Below are 15,535 nucleotides of genomic sequence, written 5' to 3'. Positions count from 1 at the left end.
TTTATGGATAAGAAGATTCAAAATAGTCGTCGCAATTTTATTAAGACTTCAGCACTTGGCGCTACCGCTATTGGGGTTGGATTTGTAGCGGCATCTGAGCCAGTTATGGCTGCTGCTATTGAGACGGATTTTCAGGGTATCAAGGCGGGTGAGCAGATGATTCCAGTAGGCAGTTTTCAGATGCCTGCTTATGTTTCTCGTCCTGAAAAGGCAAAAGGTTCTTTGCCGATCATTATTGTTGCAAGTGAAATCTTTGGCGTGCACGAATATATTGCTGATGTCACAAGACGTTTTGCAAAACTAGGCTATCTTGCAATCGCACCAGAATTCTTTACTCGCGCAGGTGATCCAAATACCTATGGAACGATAGCGGAGATTCAGCAAAATATCGTCGCTAAAACTCCAGATTCGCAGGTCTTAAATGACTTGCAGGCAGCCTTAGTATGGGCTGGAAAAAATGGTGGCGATCTTAAAAGAGTTGGTGTCACTGGCTTTTGTTGGGGTGGCCGCATTACTTGGCTATCAGCAACCTTGCCACAAGTTCGTGCAGGTGTAGCCTGGTATGGACGTCTCATTGGAGAAAAGACCGAGGGTAATCCACGCCATCCTGTGGATATCGCAGCTGATTTAAAGGCACCAGTACTCGGTTTGTATGGCGCTGCTGATACCGGTATCTCATTGGAGAGTATTGATCAAATGCGTGCAGCCCTAGCGCAAGCGGCCCAAAAAAATCCGGCAGCCAAAGCCTGTCAGTTTGAGGTGTATCCAGATGCGCCGCATGCGTTCCATGCAGACTATCGCGCCACATATCGCGAAGGTCCCGCCAAAGATGGTTGGGAAAAGTGCCTCGCTTGGTTTAAGAAAAACGGAGTAGCGTAATCGCGATGACGGTGTTACAAAGCATTCTCTTGGTTACTGCATTAGCAGGTACCGCTAGCGTTCTAGTTGCTGCAAGCTGTTCGTTGGCCATGCTTTCAAAGATGGTCAACAATCTGGTGAGTCTGTCGGTGGGTATTTTGTTGGCCACCGCCTTGCTGCACTCCTTGCCTGAAGCTTTCAACATGGAGGGCGCAAAGCCTCAGCTGTTATTTGCTACTTTGCTTGCTGGGCTGCTAGGCTTCTTTTTGCTGGAGAAGATTGCTTTACTGCGTCACGACCATCATCACGAGGGTGATGGTCACCATCACCACCATGGCCATGACGCTGAGAATGCTGGTCGAAGTGGTTGGATGATTTTGGTTGGCGATGGAATTCATAATTTTGTTGATGGTATTTTGATCGCTGCTGCCTTCATGGCTGATTATCAGGTAGGTATCTTTACTGCTATTGCCATCATCGCTCATGAGATTCCACAAGAGATTGGTGATTTCATTGTGTTGTTGAATGCAGGCTTTTCGCGTGCTCGGGCATTGCTATACAACTTTATTTGTGGCTTATCGGCAGTAGTTGGTGGCGTGCTCGCCTACTTCTTCCTTGAGCGTGCTCACGCAGCAATGCCTTACTTGCTGGTAATTGCCTCTAGTAGTTTTATTTATATCGCGGTGAGTGATCTCATTCCACAAATGCATCGCCGCCCACACTGGGTGGAGTCTTTGCGTCAAACAGTATTGATTGCCTGCGGGGTGGGCTTTGTTATCTTGCTATCTCTACTGCATTGATACAAATAAACCCGCTCAGAGTCCTGTGCTCTAGAGCTCTACAGGTCTAGTAGGGTCTGCACACCACTCGCTCCAACTGCCTGCATATAGGCGCGACCCTTTAAATCCAGCAAGCTCCATTGCTAGAAGGTTATGGCAAGCAGTAACGCCAGATCCACATTGGTGGATCACTTCAGAGGCTTTAATTGAACCGAGAAGTTCTGAGAATTCTTTGAATAATTGCTCTGGAGATTTAAATGCTGTCGCATTGAGATTGTCTTTAAAGAAACGATTCATGGCGCCCGGAATATGTCCGCCAACTGGATCAAGCGTTTCATTTTGACCATGAAAGCGATCATTGGCACGCGCATCGATAATTTTGCTTTTCTGAGTCTGCAGATTTCCTACGACGTCATCAACCAAAACAAGTCCTGTATAAGGCATTACACCAATTGCTTGACTGCAAGGGGTGGGCACCCTTGGGATCTTGCCCATGGGTCCACTCCAGGCATCTAGGCCGCCATCCAGAACTTGAACCTTGGCATGACCAGTGGCTTTCAACATCCACCATAAGCGACTTGCATAGACAGAGCCTTGTTTGTCATAGGCCACTACTAAAGTATTTGGGCTAATCCCGAGGCGAGCTTTGGTTTGCGCCCAAGCCTCTGGGCTGGGAAGGGGGTGGCGACCATTTACACCGGTTTTTGCACCGGATAGATCCCGGTCTAAATCAACATAAATTGCGCCGGGGATATGGCTTTCTTCGTAAGACTTTTTGCCAATCAGCGGATCTACCAAATCAAAGCGGCAATCACAGAGCAATACATCTTCACCACTATTGATGATTTCTTCTAACTGGTTTGCTGAGATGAGTGGGCTCATGATGCTTCCTATTAGTAGTAGTGAGATTTGCTAGCCAAATGAAATAAACCTGATTTGATTATGCGCCATCAAAATTCATCACGCGGCGATACCATTCATGAAAATGTTGCATGCCATCTTCCATGGGACTTTGATATGGCCCCACTTCATTGATGCCGCGTGCTAAAAGTGCTGCGCGTCCTTGATCCATGCGCTCGGCAATTTCATCATCTTCGATGCAGGTTTCCATATAGGCGGCACGTTCTGCTTCCACAAATTCGCGTTCAAATAAGGCAATTTCCTCTGGGTAATAGAACTCGACAATATTGCGCGTCTTGCCTGGCCCCATGGGATGCAATGTGGATACGCAAAGAACGCCTGGGTACCATTCCACCATCACATTGGGGTAGTAGGTTAGCCAGATAGCCCCATGGCGTGGGACTTTGCCGTTAAATTGACGCAATACCGCTTCATGCCAATTGCGATAAGTAGGTGAGCCAGGTGTTTGCAAATCCTTGTGGATGCCAACGGTTTGTACGCTATGCCAATCACCAAATTCCCAGCGCAGATCTTCGCAAGAAACGAACTTTCCTAGGCCTGGATGAAATGGCACCACATGGTAGTCCTCGAGATAAACTTCGATGAATGTTTTCCAGTTGTAATTGCAATCATGCACTTCTACATGGTCTAAAACATACCCATCAAATTTCAGATCATCGGCAACGCCGAGTTTGGCTAAATCAGTGCGAACATCTCGCGGACCTTCGAATAGGAGTCCTTGCCAATTTTGCAAGGGTGACTTACCCAAATTTAAACAAGGCTTATCTTCAAAGTGTGGAGCGCCTAATAAGTTTCCGCCTAAGTCATATGTCCAGCGATGTAGGGGGCAAACAATATTGTCAGTCTTGCCTTTGCCATTCAACATGAGTGCTTGACGATGGCGGCAAACATTGGAAAGTAGCTCAACACCAGATTCATTGCGAACGAGGATGCGTCCTTCGTTTTCAGCGCTTAAGGTTTGATAGGAGCCCATTTCAGGCACCATGAGTTCGTGGCCAACATAGCCAGGTCCCTGCTTAAAAAGCAGTTCAATTTCCCGCTGATATAAATCAGCGTCAAAATATGCCGAAACCGGCAGTTGTAGATTGGACGGCGCAAGCTTCTGCGCGGTAGCCAGATTAGTCATTCTCCCCACCCCCGAAAACGTCAGCCGAAGCTAAGCGGAATAACCAATCCAACCATCGACGGATCGATATTGGAAAGGAAGGGGTGGATTATACCCATCCAAGAGGGTTCTCGCTTTAATATGTAGGGCTATCCGTGTAGGAAATACGAAGGAAACAGCTTATGGCAACCAAGAAGTCAGAGACTCAAAAAACCGATCTAGAGGTCCAGATTGACCCCGATTTGCGCTATGAGCAAGCCGTCAAAGAGCTTGAGAAGCTTATTTCTGACATGGAATCCGGCAAATTTTCGCTTGAGGAAACCTTATTAGCCTATCAACGTGGCGCTGCTTTACTAAAACACTGCCAAGGAATGTTGGCTCGGGTTGAGCAACAAGTTCGGGTATTTGAGGCTTAATTTTGAGTAATGCTTTGCAATTTCAGGGGTGGCTTCATTCACACTCTGAGCGAACTGAACTAGCGTTGGATCGTTTGCTTGATGCTGCACAAAACACTCCACGCCGTTTGCATGAGGCCATGCGTTATGCAGCGCAGGGTGGTGGCAAGCGTATCCGTCCGCTGCTGGTGTATGCCGCTGGGCAGCTTGGTGATGGCAAAGAATGTAATGAGGCATTAGATGCAGCCGCTGTAGCAATTGAGTGTATTCATGCTTACTCTTTGGTGCACGATGACTTGCCGTGCATGGATGATGATGATTTACGTCGCGGTCGCCCTACGGTACATAAAGCATATGACGAGGCAACCGCATTGCTTGTGGGCGATGCATTGCAAACGCGTGCCTTTGAAATCCTGGCCAACACAAACGCTGATGCGGATGTGCGCTTGAAGATGATTTCTGCATTAGCGGCGGCCTCAGGTTCGCGAGGTATGGCTGGTGGTCAGGCGATTGATTTGGAGAGCGTAGGCAAGAAATTGGATCTTTCAGGTCTTAAGCAAATGCATGCCATGAAAACCGGCGCGCTGTTGTCATGCGCGGTTGAGTTAGGGGGCATTGCCGCACAACTTAACCCAATAGAAATGGCGCATCTAGAGAGTTATTCAAAATCCCTGGGCCTAGCATTTCAGATTGTGGATGACGTACTGGATGCCACTGCCGATAGTCAAACCTTGGGTAAAACAGCCGGCAAGGATGCTGCAGCGAATAAGCCGACTTATGTGACCTTGATGGGTTTAGACTATGCACAGAAGCAGGCTAAAGAGCTACAAGAGGTAGCGATCGCCAGCTTAGAAAGTTTTGGCGCATCAGCGCAAGCATTGAAAGATTTGGCTCTTTTGGTTGTAGACCGTAGCAACTAAGAGGCAAGATAGAAACAAAAGAGAAACAAAACAGAAGCAAAACAGAAGCAAAAGAGAAATTCATCAGTACAGATTACTTAGATTCAATGACTTTACATTCCATTAACTCTCCTGACGATCTTAAAAAACTTACACGTGAAGAGCTTCCCGCTTTAGCAGATGAGTTACGTCAGTTTGTTTTGGATTCGGTTTCGAAAACAGGCGGACACTTGTCGTCAAATTTGGGAACGGTGGAGTTATCGATTGCTTTGCATTATGTTTTTGATACGCCCGAAGATCGTATCGTTTGGGATGTTGGACATCAAAGCTATCCACACAAGATTCTGACTGGCCGTCGAGAGCGCATGAATACTCTGCGCCAGTACAAAGGCCTGTCTGGTTTCCCGCATCGCTCTGAAAGCGAGTTTGATGCGTTTGGTACTGGTCACTCATCAACGAGTATTTCTGCGGCAATGGGTATGGCTCGTGCATTCCAAACTAAAGGCGAACGACACGTCGCTGTGGCTGTGATTGGTGATAGCGCCATGACTGGTGGACAAGCCTTTGAGGCGATGAACAATGCGGGCGTATATGACGACTTGCCGCTGGTAGTGATTTTGAATGACAACGACATGTCGATCTCTCCTGCGGTGGGGGCGCTTAACCGTCATCTAGCAAGATTGCTGAGCGGCAATATTTACTCAGCGACCAAAAAGGGGATTGATAGCGTTTTGTCCATTGCACCGCCACTACGGGAATTTGCTAAACGCCTTGAAGATCATGCAAAAGGTATGGTTTCGCCATCAACAATCTTCCAAGAGTTTGGCTTCAATTACTTTGGTCCGATTGATGGCCACGATTTAGATGCCTTGATTCCAATGTTGCAGAACGTGCGTCGCTTAGCCCTAGAAGGTCGGGGCCCACAGTTCTTGCATGTAGTGACTAAAAAAGGTCAGGGTTACGAATTGGCTGAAGCAGATCCTGTGCTGTATCACGGCCCTAGTAAATTTAATCCTGAAGAGGGTGTCAAGAAGTCACTTGCTAGTAAGAAAACGTTTACACAAGTATTTGGCGAGTGGCTATGCGACATGGCGCATGCCGATCCTTTGTTGATTGGCATCACACCTGCTATGCGCGAAGGCTCTGGCTTGGTTGAGTTTGAGAAAAATTTCCCTAAGCGTTACTACGACGTAGGTATTGCTGAGCAACATGCAGTTACTTTTGCAGCTGGTATGGCTTGCGAGGGAATGAAGCCAGTGGTCGCTATTTACTCGACTTTCTTGCAACGCGCCTATGATCAACTCATTCATGATGTTGCATTACAGGATTTGCCGGTGCTTTTCGCATTAGATCGAGCAGGCTTGGTTGGCGCTGATGGTGCAACCCATGCTGGCGCATATGACATTCCATTCTTGCGCTGTATTCCAAATATGTTGGTGATGACACCTGCAGATGAAGCAGAGTGCCGCGACTTGTTAACAACAGCTTTCCATCAGCCTCATCCAAGTGCGGTGCGCTATCCGCGTGGTGCGGGTGTTGGCACAACTCCTTCTAAAGAGCTGCGCACATTACCTATGGGCAAAGGCGAGATCCGTTGTAAATCCACAGCGCCTGCTGGTCAACGCGTTGCGATTTTGGCATTTGGCACTTTGCTCTATCCAGCTCTTGAAGTAGCGGAGGGTATTAATGCCACTGTAGCCAATATGCGTTTTGTTAAACCGCTGGATGTGGATTTAATTCAATCTTTAGCGGCGGATCATGATTATTTTGTAACGATTGAAGATGGTTCGATTGCTGGTGGCGCTGGCAGCGCATGTTTAGAGGCTTTATCGAATCTTGGCATTAATAAGCCCTTGTTGCAGTTAGGTCTTCCCGATCAATTTATTGAACACGGCGATTACAACTTGCTGATGACCAAGTGTGGCTTGGATGTAGAAGGTATTGCGAACTCGATCAAACAACGTTTTCCAACAATATTGACCACAAATTCAGTGCTTGTAGGCAAATAAGCCAGTTTTGCCTGAAAATAGAGCTATGAATGATATGAATCCCGCTTTTCTCAAGCCAAGCGCTATGCCTGATGTGCAATCCACACGGGATGAACGCGCTTTGCCAATTGAGCAGGTAGGTATTCGTGGTGTGCGTCATCCGTTGACGATTCGTAGCAAGACTGGCAACTTTCCATCTGTAGGCACATTTGAAATGGATGTGGCTTTGCCTGCGCATGTGAAGGGTACGCATATGTCCCGCTTCATGGCGCTTTTGCAGAAGCAGGATGAGGCTGTCGATAGCGCTACCGTTGTAGCACTAGTGCGGGAGATGTTGCCTTTGCTGGATGCCAACGAAGGCCATGTGCAATTTACTTATACGCACTTTGTTAAAAAAGCGGCGCCGGTTTCTGGTGTGGAAAGCTTGATGGATTACGAAGTGACTTGGATGGCTAGTGCTAAGCAAAATGCAGCCGGCGGTTCCGATGTTGAATTGGGTTTGCGCGCACAAGTTCCAGTAATGAGTTTGTGCCCATGCTCAAAAGAGATTTCTGAGTTTGGCGCTCACAACCAACGCTCACATGTCACGATGACTGTGACCTTGGATTCCAGAACGCAGATGACTGTGGAAGATTTGGTAGCCGCCGCTGAAAGCGAAGCCTCTAGCGAATTGTGGGGATTGCTTAAGCGCCCTGATGAAAAGTGGGTAACCGAGCATTCATACAGCAACCCTAAGTTTGTGGAAGATTTAGTGCGGGATGTTGCCGGTAACCTCAAGGCAGATCAGCGTATCCAGTCTTTTGTGGTTGAGGCAGAGAATTTCGAGTCTATTCATAATCACAGCGCCTTCGCTAGGATTAGCCACAAGAAGTAGTCATCATCAAATAACCAACATCTTTTAATAAGCAGTCAATTTATTTTAGATTATTGCTTTGTAAATCCCAGCGGGGTTTGACATCAAAGGCTCCAGAATGTGTGGAGCCATTATTTTTTTCGAGCAAGCGAAGCGCTCCAGCAAAAGCAATCATTACGCCATTGTCTGTGCATAGCTCAAGTGGCGGGTAATGCACTGCAAAACCATTGCGGTTGGCTTTTTCATTGAGTGCGGCACGTAATTGCAGGTTGGCACCGACACCGCCGGCAAGCACCAAATGTTTGCAGCCGCTTTGCTTTAGGGCTTTTTCAGATTTACTGACAAGCACGGTCACGATGGCATCAACAAAACCTCTGGCAAGATCCGCATGACATTGCGCTATCTGTACAGCATCGGCAATTTTTTTCTCTTCAAATTTTTTCATTTGATTGAGAACGGCCGTTTTTAATCCTGAGAAAGAGAAATCCAAATCTCCTGAGTGCAGCATGGGTTTTGGTAAATCAAAAATCCCTGGACGCCCCTGTTCTGCTAATTTAGAAATCGCAGCGCCGCCCGGATAGTCCAATCCGAGCAATTTGGCCGTCTTATCAAACGCCTCTCCTGCTGCGTCATCCAGCGATTCGCCCAGTAGTTCGTATTGCCCAATTCCGGAAACCTTCATGAGTTGGGTATGTCCTCCGGATACCAGAAGGGCAATAAATGGGAATTGGGGGGCGGTTTGGCCCAAAAGCGGGGAAAGAAGGTGTCCCTCAAGGTGGTGCACCCCAATCGAAGGCAAGTTCAGGCCTTGGGCCAAGGATTTGGCAAAAGCGCTGCCCACAAGGAGGGCGCCAGCCAGTCCAGGGCCTTGGGTGAAGGCAACCGCATCAATATCGGCCAATTGGAGGCCAGATTGGGCCAAAGATTGATCCAAAAGGGGTAAAACACGTCGAATGTGGTCGCGAGAGGCTAATTCTGGGACAACGCCCCCATAGTCCCTGTGCATGGCGATTTGGGAGTGTAAGCCCTGGCCCAGTATGCCCTGGGAGGCTGGTGTACCTTCTTCCCAAGGCGCGGTGTTGTATAAAGCCACCCCGGTCTCGTCACAAGAAGTTTCTATTCCTAAAACAATCATTTTTTGGCTTGGTCGTGCTAGAATCGCAATTCAGTTAATTTTTCGATATCTATCGAGCATATACGAGTTAAATAAGTATGACTACAGTCCGCCTTCGCGAAAACGAACCATTTGAAGTGGCATTGCGCCGTTTCAAGCGCACCATTGAAAAGAATGGCCTTTTGACAGACTTGCGTGCACGCGAGTTCTACGAGAAGCCAACGGCTGAGCGTAAGCGTAAAAAGGCTGCAGCTGCTAAGCGCCATTACAAGCGTATTCGCAGCCAAATGTTGCCTAAGAAGCTTTACTAATAGAATTTAAAAGCTCTCTTCACCGAGAAGCTTTGAAACCCGCTGACGGTGAAACGCAGCGGGTTTTTGCTTTTTGAATTACTACACAAAAGCTATACAGCTTGATGTCATTAACACCAGGAATAAAGCCATGAGTCTAAAAGATCAAATTACCGAAGATATGAAAAACGCTATGCGCGCAAAAGAAACTGAGCGCTTAGGAACTATCCGTCTTTTGTTGGCAGCTATCAAGCAACGCGAAGTGGATGAGCGCATCGTCGTGGATGACGCTGGTGTCATTGCTACGGTTGAGAAGATGATTAAGCAGCGCAAAGATTCCATCTCTCAGTTTGAAAAAGCTGGGCGCGATGACTTGGTGGCTGTAGAAGCTTCTGAGATGGTGATTTTGCAAACTTATTTACCTGCGCAGTTATCCGATGCTGAAGTAGAGGCTGCAGTGGCTGCCGCCGTTGCTTCTACTGGTGCAGCTGGCCCACAGGATATGGGCAAAGTGATTGGCGTACTCAAAGGTCAATTGGCTGGCAAAGCGGATATGGGCAAAGTCTCTGGTTTGGTAAAAGCCGCACTCGCCAAATAAGCATCTCTATAAGAGAAATCGTTTCATAATCGCCTTATGGCACTCATCCCACAATCCTTCATTGCCGATCTTTTAAATCGGGTTGATATCGTTGATGTGGTTGGGCAGCACGTAAAGCTAAAGAAAGCAGGCGCGAACTATCAAGGTTTGTGCCCCTTTCATTCAGAGAAATCCCCATCCTTCTCGGTATCGCCTACTAAACAGTTTTATCACTGCTTTGGCTGTGGAGCGCACGGATCTGCCATTAGTTTCTTGATGGAATATTCTGGTCTTGGATATGTAGATGCGATTGAAGATTTAGCGCGTTCTGTTGGTCTAGATGTACCTCGTGAAGAGCGCACTGCTCATGATGTAGCAAGACAGCAGCAAGCTATGGCATTGAGTGAGGTGATGAGTACGGCAGCGGATTGGTATCGTCAGCAACTCAAGGTCAGCACCAGGGCAGTTGGGTATTTAAAAGGCCGCGGTCTTACTGGGGAAATCGCCAAGCGTTATGCCTTGGGATATGCGCCTGATGGCTGGCAGGGTTTGGAAGCCGTGTTTGGAAGCTATTCCAATGAAGAAATTGCAAAGACATTGGTGGAAGGCGGTTTGCTGATTCAGGGTGAGCAGGCGGAAGGTACAAATGTAAAGCGCTATGACCGTTTCCGTGATCGCATCATGTTCCCGATTCGCAACCCCAAGGGTCAAACCATAGGCTTTGGTGGACGTATTCTGGATCAAGGCGAGCCAAAGTATTTAAATTCACCGGAGACGCCGCTCTTCTCAAAAGGAAATACGCTCTACGGTTTGTTTGAAGCAAGACAAGCGATTCGAGCACAAGAATATGTCTTAGTGTGTGAAGGTTATATGGATGTCGTTGCCTTGGCGCAATTGGGATTTCCGAATGCGGTTGCAACTCTAGGAACGGCTTGTACAGCAAACCATGTGCGCATGCTCTTGCGCCAAACTGACAAAGTAGTGTTCTCATTCGATGGTGACGCTGCTGGACAACGTGCGGCACAACGTGCACTCGAAGCTTGTTTGCCATTGGCGTCTGACGATAAAGAGATTCGTTTCTTATTTTTACCAACGGAGCATGACCCTGATAGCTATGTGCGTGCTTATGGTGCGCCTGCATTTGAGAAAGCCGTGAAAGAAGCCATGCCTCTTTCTAGCTTCTTCTTTAAGGTTGTCAGCGAAGGTCATGAGCAGACTACTCCAGAGGGTCGCGCCCATACCCATCATGCAGCCAAGCCGCTTTTGCTATCGATGCCCCCCATTGCATTGCGAACACAAATCTTGCGTGAGTTGGCAATTCGTACCAATACAACCCCAGCAGAGCTTGAAGCATTTTGTGGGTTAACAGTAGCGCCAGCCCCTGTAAGGCAAACTTCGTATTCGCCGATGCAAGCAAGAGCTCAAGGTGCTCCAGGCATTCAAAATAATCAGAATAATTTTTCAGGGAGCGGCAATCGTCAGGGCGCTCCTTGGCAGGCTTCAAAGGGTTCGTTAAAACGAGTTGCCACTCAAAGTATCGAGCCTCCCAAGGCGCCAACGGATTTGGCGGAACAAATGTTGCGCGTCCTTATTCAGTTTCCGCATTTAGGAAAAGCTCTAGATCCTAGTAAACGTGCACTTGCATTGAAGGCAGCAGAACAAAGATCTGTAAAAGCCCATGCATTGATGCAAGACCTTTTGTCGCAATGTGATTTGGTTGAATTGATTCCTGGAGAGGGCAATAAACCAGCGATGGCAGGTGCCGGGGCTTTTGCGATGTTTCAAGATCAACTCTCTCGCAGCAAGTTGGCGCCTTTGTATGAAGTCCTAAGGAATCGAGTAATGGGCTCTGATTTGGACCTGGAGGGTGTGACTGCTGACCTAGATGGGGCGTTCAAAAAGCTCGAATTAATCCATCTCAAGCAAGAAATGACCGAAATTGCCCAAAAGATCTCCGGAGGCAGTGCTTCTGAGCAAGACAAAGCCCGTTATCGGGAATTGGGTGAAAAGTTGAAATTCTCTTGAGAATTTCTTTAAACACCCCTAGAAATCCCCTGAAATTACCCCATATTTTTAAGTAAGAAGGGGGTAAAAAAAGTCGCAATCGACTATAATCCTCTGTTCCCAAGAAAAAACCGATTTAATTCAGCCACTTGCGCTTTATTTTGATGAAATTTGGGGTAAGTGGGTAAAAAAGTAAATGAATTACTACGGGGCTGTGTTTAATCAGTCGATATCAACAACAGTAATGTGAGTAAGCGCTAATAAATGCCAAATACCAAGACCAAAAAACCAGCTCCAAAAGCTAAGGCTCCAGCTAAACCAGTGAAGGCGGCCGCAAAACCTGCAGCTAAAGCAAAAACTCCAGCTAAACCAGTAAAGGCTGCTGCAAAGCCAGCGCCGAAAGCTAAAGCTCCAGCAAAACCAGCTCCAAAAGCAAAGGTAGTTGCTAAGGCTCCAGCTAAACCTGTGAAGGCTGCTGCAAAACCAGCGCCGAAAGCTAAAGCTCCAGCAAAACCAGCTCCAAAATCAAAGGTAGTTGCTAAGGCTCCAGCTAAACCTGTGAAGGCTGCTGCAAAACCAGCAGCTAAAACAAAAACACCAGTTAAGCCAGTAAAAGTTGCTGCGAAGCCCGTAGCAAAAGCACCTGCTAAGCCAGTTGCAAAAGTTCCAGCAAAAGCTGCAAAAGCAGAAGTCAAAGTTGAGCCAGTTAAAAAAGGCAAGGCTGCGCCTGCACCTAAGGCGGAAACAATTAAAGAAGTTAAGGAAGCTAAAGAAGCCAAGGGCAAGAAATCTAAAGTTGCTGAACTTGAAGTTCCTGTAGTTGAGGAAGAGAAAAAGCGTGGCCGCAAAGCTAAGGCGGATGCTCCTGCAGAGGGCGCAGAGCCAGTTTTGACTGATCGTCAAAAAGCGCGTGAGCGTAAAGCTAAAGAGAAGGCGCTCTTAAAAGAATTCGCAGCACAACAGTTAGGCACTGAAGAGCAACAAGAGTTACGTCGTGCACGCTTGAAGACTTTGATCAAGATGGGTATGTCCAAGGGTTACTTAACCCATGGCGAGATGAATGACGTGATGTCTGATGAATTATCTGATGCGGATGCATTGGAGACTTTAATTAGCTTGCTCAACGACATCGGCATTACTGTTTATGAACAAGCTCCTGACGCTGAAACATTGATTCTGTCTGACAATGCTTCAGCTGCTGCGTCTGAGGAAGAGGCTGAGGAAGAGGCGGAAGCTGCTTTATCTACAGTTGATTCAGAATTCGGTCGTACAACTGACCCAGTACGTATGTATATGCGTGAGATGGGTACTGTGGATTTGCTGACTCGCGAAGGCGAGATCGTGATTGCGAAGAAGATTGAAGCTGGTCTGAAAGACATGGTAATGGCTTTAGCTGCATGTCCTGTCACGATTGCTGAGATTTTGGCGAACGTCGATAAGATCGCTAGTGGTGAGATGGAGATCGACCAGTTTGTAGATGGTTTGGTTGATCCAAATGCAGAAGACATTAAGCTTGGACCTGAAGAGCCAGAGGTTGATCCTGATGCTGAAGAAGGCGAAGAGGATGGTGAAGATGAAGGCGGCGGTGGCGGTGGTGGTGCTGCAACAGCAAACGCTAAGCAATTAGAAGAGTTGAAACAGATCTCTTTGGAGAAGTTTGCGATCGTTCGCACACAAGCAGACAAGATGCGCCGTGCATTCGACAAAGATGGTTATAACTGCCCAGCCTATGTGAAGGCTCAAGATGCGATTCGCGCAGAATTGCTCGGCTTCCGTTTAACAGCGAAGAGTGTTGAGAAGTTATGCGACACCATGCGTTCACAAGTAGATCAAGTTTGGAAACTCGAGCGCGGTATTGTGAGCTTGTTAGTAGACAAGGTTGGCGTAAACCGTGGTGAAGTATTAAAAGACTTCCCTAAGATGTCCATGAATTTGACTTGGACTGAGAAGTTGCTCAAAGAGAACAAGCCATACAGTGCACTCTTGCAGCGTAACGTTCCAGCTATTCAAGAACTGCAGCAGAAGTTGATCGATATTCAGAAGAATGTCGTTATTCCACTTCCAGAGCTAAAAGAAGTAAACAAGCAGATGATCGCGGGCGAGAAGCGTGCGCGTGAAGCGAAACGTGAGATGACTGTAGCCAACTTACGTTTGGTGATCTCGATTGCTAAGAAATACACTAACCGCGGTTTGCAGTTCTTAGATTTGATTCAAGAGGGCAATATCGGTTTGATGAAAGCGGTGGATAAGTTTGAATACCGTCGTGGTTATAAGTTTTCAACCTATGCAACATGGTGGATTCGTCAGGCGATTACCCGCTCTATTGCTGACCAAGCGCGTACGATCCGTATCCCTGTGCATATGATTGAGACGATCAACAAGATGAACCGTATCAGCCGTCAAATTTTGCAAGAAACTGGCCATGAACCAGATGCTGCAACCTTGGCGCTGAAGATGGAGATCCCAGAAGACAAGATTCGCAAGATCATGAAGATTGCTAAAGAGCCTATCTCCATGGAGACACCAATTGGTGACGATGAAGACTCTCATTTAGGCGACTTTATCGAGGATGGAAATACCTTGGCTCCAGCTGAAGCGGCATTGCATGACTCTATGCGCGATGTTGTGAAAGACGTTCTAGATTCATTGACGCCACGTGAAGCTAAAGTATTGCGTATGCGCTTTGGTGTTGAGATGAGTACTGACCACACCCTCGAAGAAGTTGGCAAGCAGTTTGACGTCACGCGTGAGCGTATTCGTCAGATTGAAGCTAAAGCTCTGCGCAAGATGCGTCATCCAAGCCGTAGCGACAAACTCAAGACCTTCCTCGAAGAGGATTGATCTTCGCGCTCAAGATCGTGAGCCCTTTATGCAAAAGGGTTCACGATTTGAAGTCTCTTATCAATAATTTGTCGATGCTGCATATCTTCTGAGTAAAGTCTCTCGCAACCTGCTTGGAGTGCAGCAGCAATAATCATCGAATCATAGTGTTGGTATCCGTATCTTCTGGAAACCATAAGTCCAGTCTCAAAGGTATCTATATCTAGAGATCTTACGTGAAATGTCGATGTAAATAGATCTAAAAACTCATCTAACTCACTGTTAGATATTTTTATTTTTCTAAGGCTTGCTGAAGTAAATTCATTGAGCACTTGAACGCTAATTACATTGTGATGCTGAAGATTTTTGCTGACCCAATCTGCTTTTTTGTTATCGGAGGACAGCAGATAAAGTAGGGTATTTGTATCAAAAAATATTTTCTTAGCGTTCATTTAATTCGGATCTATCAAAGTGAAAATCAGCGGGCATGCGTCCGCGGAATTTTCTCAGACCTTCAATCCTCTCTTGCAGGGATGGTTTCTTCTTAATTTGAAAATGTTTTTTATCGGCGACGTGAACCTCAATATCATCACCTTCTTTAAGTTTTAAATAATCCACTACTTGGGAAGGCAGTCGAATAGCCAGGCTATTGCCCCATTTGGAAACGATCATGATCAATGGCTCCTTTAGATATACATATAATAATGTATATCTAATTGGAGTGTAAATGAATTCCACCCATTAGGTAAGGGGTTGTTGACCCTTCAATTACAATGAAGACATAGGGCCCATAGCTCAGTTGGTTAGAGCAGAGGACTCATAATCCTTTGGTCCCAGGTTCAAGTCCTGGTGGGCCCACCAGAAACAAAAGCCACTCTTCGGAGTGGCTTTTTATTTGATTGTGCTATTGGGTACCGACTACCAAATTCCAC

General features: G+C 47.0%; 15 protein-coding genes and 1 tRNA gene. 11 read left to right on the top strand and 5 right to left on the bottom strand.

The genetic code is table 11. The features are described from left to right. Positions 1-3 precede the first annotated feature (3 nt). Together ICV36_RS08375 and ICV36_RS08370 are read left to right on the top strand one after the other, a co-directional pair. Complete coding sequence (locus ICV36_RS08375; protein WP_215400249.1) at positions 4-879, top strand: dienelactone hydrolase family protein; 876 nt, start codon at positions 4-6, stop codon at positions 877-879. A 5-nt stretch (positions 880-884) separates the two neighbouring features. After that, entirely contained in the window at positions 885-1,658 is a 774-nt protein-coding gene (locus ICV36_RS08370; RefSeq protein ID WP_215400248.1) for a ZIP family metal transporter, read from the top strand. 30 nt (positions 1,659-1,688) lie between these two features. Here the strand turns inward: ICV36_RS08370 and ICV36_RS08365 are convergent, their stop codons facing one another. Both ICV36_RS08365 and ICV36_RS08360 read right to left on the bottom strand, forming a co-directional pair. Continuing rightward, positions 1,689-2,519: a sulfurtransferase gene (locus ICV36_RS08365; RefSeq protein WP_215400247.1), complete on the bottom strand. Its 831-nt coding sequence runs from the start codon at positions 2,517-2,519 to the stop codon at positions 1,689-1,691. A gap of 58 nt (positions 2,520-2,577) precedes the next feature. Beyond that, positions 2,578-3,684, bottom strand: a complete 1,107-nt coding sequence (locus ICV36_RS08360) for an SRPBCC family protein (RefSeq protein ID WP_215400246.1) — start codon at positions 3,682-3,684, stop codon at positions 2,578-2,580. A gap of 161 nt (positions 3,685-3,845) precedes the next feature. Between ICV36_RS08360 and xseB the strand changes: the two genes are divergently transcribed. The 4 genes from xseB to folE2 all read left to right on the top strand — a co-directional run bounded on the left by xseB (position 3,846) and on the right by folE2 (position 7,819). Then, entirely contained in the window at positions 3,846-4,079 is a 234-nt protein-coding gene (gene xseB, locus ICV36_RS08355; protein ID WP_215400245.1) for an exodeoxyribonuclease VII small subunit, read from the top strand. 2 nt (positions 4,080-4,081) lie between these two features. After that, positions 4,082-4,978, top strand: coding sequence for a polyprenyl synthetase family protein (locus ICV36_RS08350; RefSeq protein ID WP_215400244.1), 897 nt, complete (start codon positions 4,082-4,084; stop codon positions 4,976-4,978). Between the two features lie 86 nt (positions 4,979-5,064). After that, complete coding sequence (gene dxs, locus ICV36_RS08345; protein WP_215400243.1) at positions 5,065-6,966, top strand: 1-deoxy-D-xylulose-5-phosphate synthase; 1,902 nt, start codon at positions 5,065-5,067, stop codon at positions 6,964-6,966. 25 nt (positions 6,967-6,991) lie between these two features. Further along, positions 6,992-7,819 (top strand): GTP cyclohydrolase FolE2, encoded by an 828-nt coding sequence (folE2, locus tag ICV36_RS08340; RefSeq protein ID WP_215400242.1) that lies wholly within the window; start codon positions 6,992-6,994, stop codon positions 7,817-7,819. Positions 7,820-7,859: 40 nt separating this feature from the next. On the opposite strand, the gene tsaD is transcribed toward folE2, so the two are convergent. After that, the gene (gene tsaD, locus ICV36_RS08335) at positions 7,860-8,933 is read right to left on the bottom strand and encodes a tRNA (adenosine(37)-N6)-threonylcarbamoyltransferase complex transferase subunit TsaD (RefSeq protein ID WP_215400241.1); all 1,074 of its coding nucleotides are present in this window, start codon (positions 8,931-8,933) and stop codon (positions 7,860-7,862) included. A 77-nt stretch (positions 8,934-9,010) separates the two neighbouring features. Here tsaD and rpsU point away from each other — a divergent pair, with 77 nt between their 5' ends. The 4 genes from rpsU (at position 9,011) to rpoD (ending at position 14,624) form a co-directional block, all read left to right on the top strand. Then, the gene (gene rpsU / locus ICV36_RS08330; RefSeq protein ID WP_011903537.1) at positions 9,011-9,223 is read left to right on the top strand and encodes a 30S ribosomal protein S21; all 213 of its coding nucleotides are present in this window, start codon (positions 9,011-9,013) and stop codon (positions 9,221-9,223) included. Between the two features lie 130 nt (positions 9,224-9,353). Beyond that, on the top strand, positions 9,354-9,800 hold the full coding sequence (locus ICV36_RS08325; protein ID WP_215400240.1) for a GatB/YqeY domain-containing protein: 447 nt from the start codon (positions 9,354-9,356) through the stop codon (positions 9,798-9,800). A gap of 36 nt (positions 9,801-9,836) precedes the next feature. Then, positions 9,837-11,804, top strand: a complete 1,968-nt coding sequence (gene dnaG, locus ICV36_RS08320; RefSeq protein WP_215400239.1) for a DNA primase — start codon at positions 9,837-9,839, stop codon at positions 11,802-11,804. Between the two features lie 243 nt (positions 11,805-12,047). Continuing rightward, on the top strand, positions 12,048-14,624 hold the full coding sequence (gene rpoD, locus ICV36_RS08315; protein WP_215400238.1) for an RNA polymerase sigma factor RpoD: 2,577 nt from the start codon (positions 12,048-12,050) through the stop codon (positions 14,622-14,624). 26 nt (positions 14,625-14,650) lie between these two features. On the opposite strand, the gene ICV36_RS08310 is transcribed toward rpoD, so the two are convergent. Together ICV36_RS08310 and ICV36_RS08305 are read right to left on the bottom strand one after the other, a co-directional pair. Further along, positions 14,651-15,055 (bottom strand): PIN domain-containing protein, encoded by a 405-nt coding sequence (locus ICV36_RS08310; RefSeq protein WP_215400237.1) that lies wholly within the window; start codon positions 15,053-15,055, stop codon positions 14,651-14,653. After that, on the bottom strand, positions 15,045-15,275 hold the full coding sequence (locus ICV36_RS08305) for an AbrB/MazE/SpoVT family DNA-binding domain-containing protein (protein ID WP_215400236.1): 231 nt from the start codon (positions 15,273-15,275) through the stop codon (positions 15,045-15,047). Before ICV36_RS08305 ends, ICV36_RS08310 begins: the two co-directional genes overlap by 11 nt. Positions 15,276-15,387: 112 nt before the next feature. On the opposite strand from ICV36_RS08305, the gene ICV36_RS08300 reads away from it, so the two are divergent. Continuing rightward, a tRNA-Ile gene (locus ICV36_RS08300) sits at positions 15,388-15,464 on the top strand. Positions 15,465-15,535 lie beyond the last annotated feature (71 nt).

The sequence above is a fragment of the Polynucleobacter sp. MWH-UH35A genome (assembly GCF_018687075.1).
Lineage (GTDB): Bacteria > Pseudomonadota > Gammaproteobacteria > Burkholderiales > Burkholderiaceae > Polynucleobacter.
The sequence above is the reverse complement of the archived record's forward strand: the minus strand, read 5'-3'. Positions and strand labels throughout refer to the sequence as shown.

What these genes read in the sequence shown, in the direction of transcription:
- ICV36_RS08375 (WP_215400249.1), top strand. Translation starts at nt 4, where the DNA reads ATGGATAAGAAGATTCAAAATAGTCGTCGCAATTTTATTAAGACTTCA.
- ICV36_RS08370 (WP_215400248.1), top strand. Translation starts at nt 885, where the DNA reads ATGACGGTGTTACAAAGCATTCTCTTGGTTACTGCATTAGCAGGTACC.
- ICV36_RS08365 (WP_215400247.1), bottom strand. Translation starts at nt 2,519, where the DNA reads ATGAGCCCACTCATCTCAGCAAACCAGTTAGAAGAAATCATCAATAGT.
- ICV36_RS08360 (WP_215400246.1), bottom strand. Translation starts at nt 3,684, where the DNA reads ATGACTAATCTGGCTACCGCGCAGAAGCTTGCGCCGTCCAATCTACAA.
- xseB (WP_215400245.1), top strand. Translation starts at nt 3,846, where the DNA reads ATGGCAACCAAGAAGTCAGAGACTCAAAAAACCGATCTAGAGGTCCAG.
- dxs (WP_215400243.1), top strand. Translation starts at nt 5,065, where the DNA reads ATGACTTTACATTCCATTAACTCTCCTGACGATCTTAAAAAACTTACA.
- folE2 (WP_215400242.1), top strand. Translation starts at nt 6,992, where the DNA reads ATGAATGATATGAATCCCGCTTTTCTCAAGCCAAGCGCTATGCCTGAT.
- tsaD (WP_215400241.1), bottom strand. Translation starts at nt 8,933, where the DNA reads ATGATTGTTTTAGGAATAGAAACTTCTTGTGACGAGACCGGGGTGGCT.
- rpsU (WP_011903537.1), top strand. Translation starts at nt 9,011, where the DNA reads ATGACTACAGTCCGCCTTCGCGAAAACGAACCATTTGAAGTGGCATTG.
- ICV36_RS08325 (WP_215400240.1), top strand. Translation starts at nt 9,354, where the DNA reads ATGAGTCTAAAAGATCAAATTACCGAAGATATGAAAAACGCTATGCGC.
- dnaG (WP_215400239.1), top strand. Translation starts at nt 9,837, where the DNA reads ATGGCACTCATCCCACAATCCTTCATTGCCGATCTTTTAAATCGGGTT.
- rpoD (WP_215400238.1), top strand. Translation starts at nt 12,048, where the DNA reads ATGCCAAATACCAAGACCAAAAAACCAGCTCCAAAAGCTAAGGCTCCA.
- ICV36_RS08310 (WP_215400237.1), bottom strand. Translation starts at nt 15,055, where the DNA reads ATGAACGCTAAGAAAATATTTTTTGATACAAATACCCTACTTTATCTG.
- ICV36_RS08305 (WP_215400236.1), bottom strand. Translation starts at nt 15,275, where the DNA reads ATGATCGTTTCCAAATGGGGCAATAGCCTGGCTATTCGACTGCCTTCC.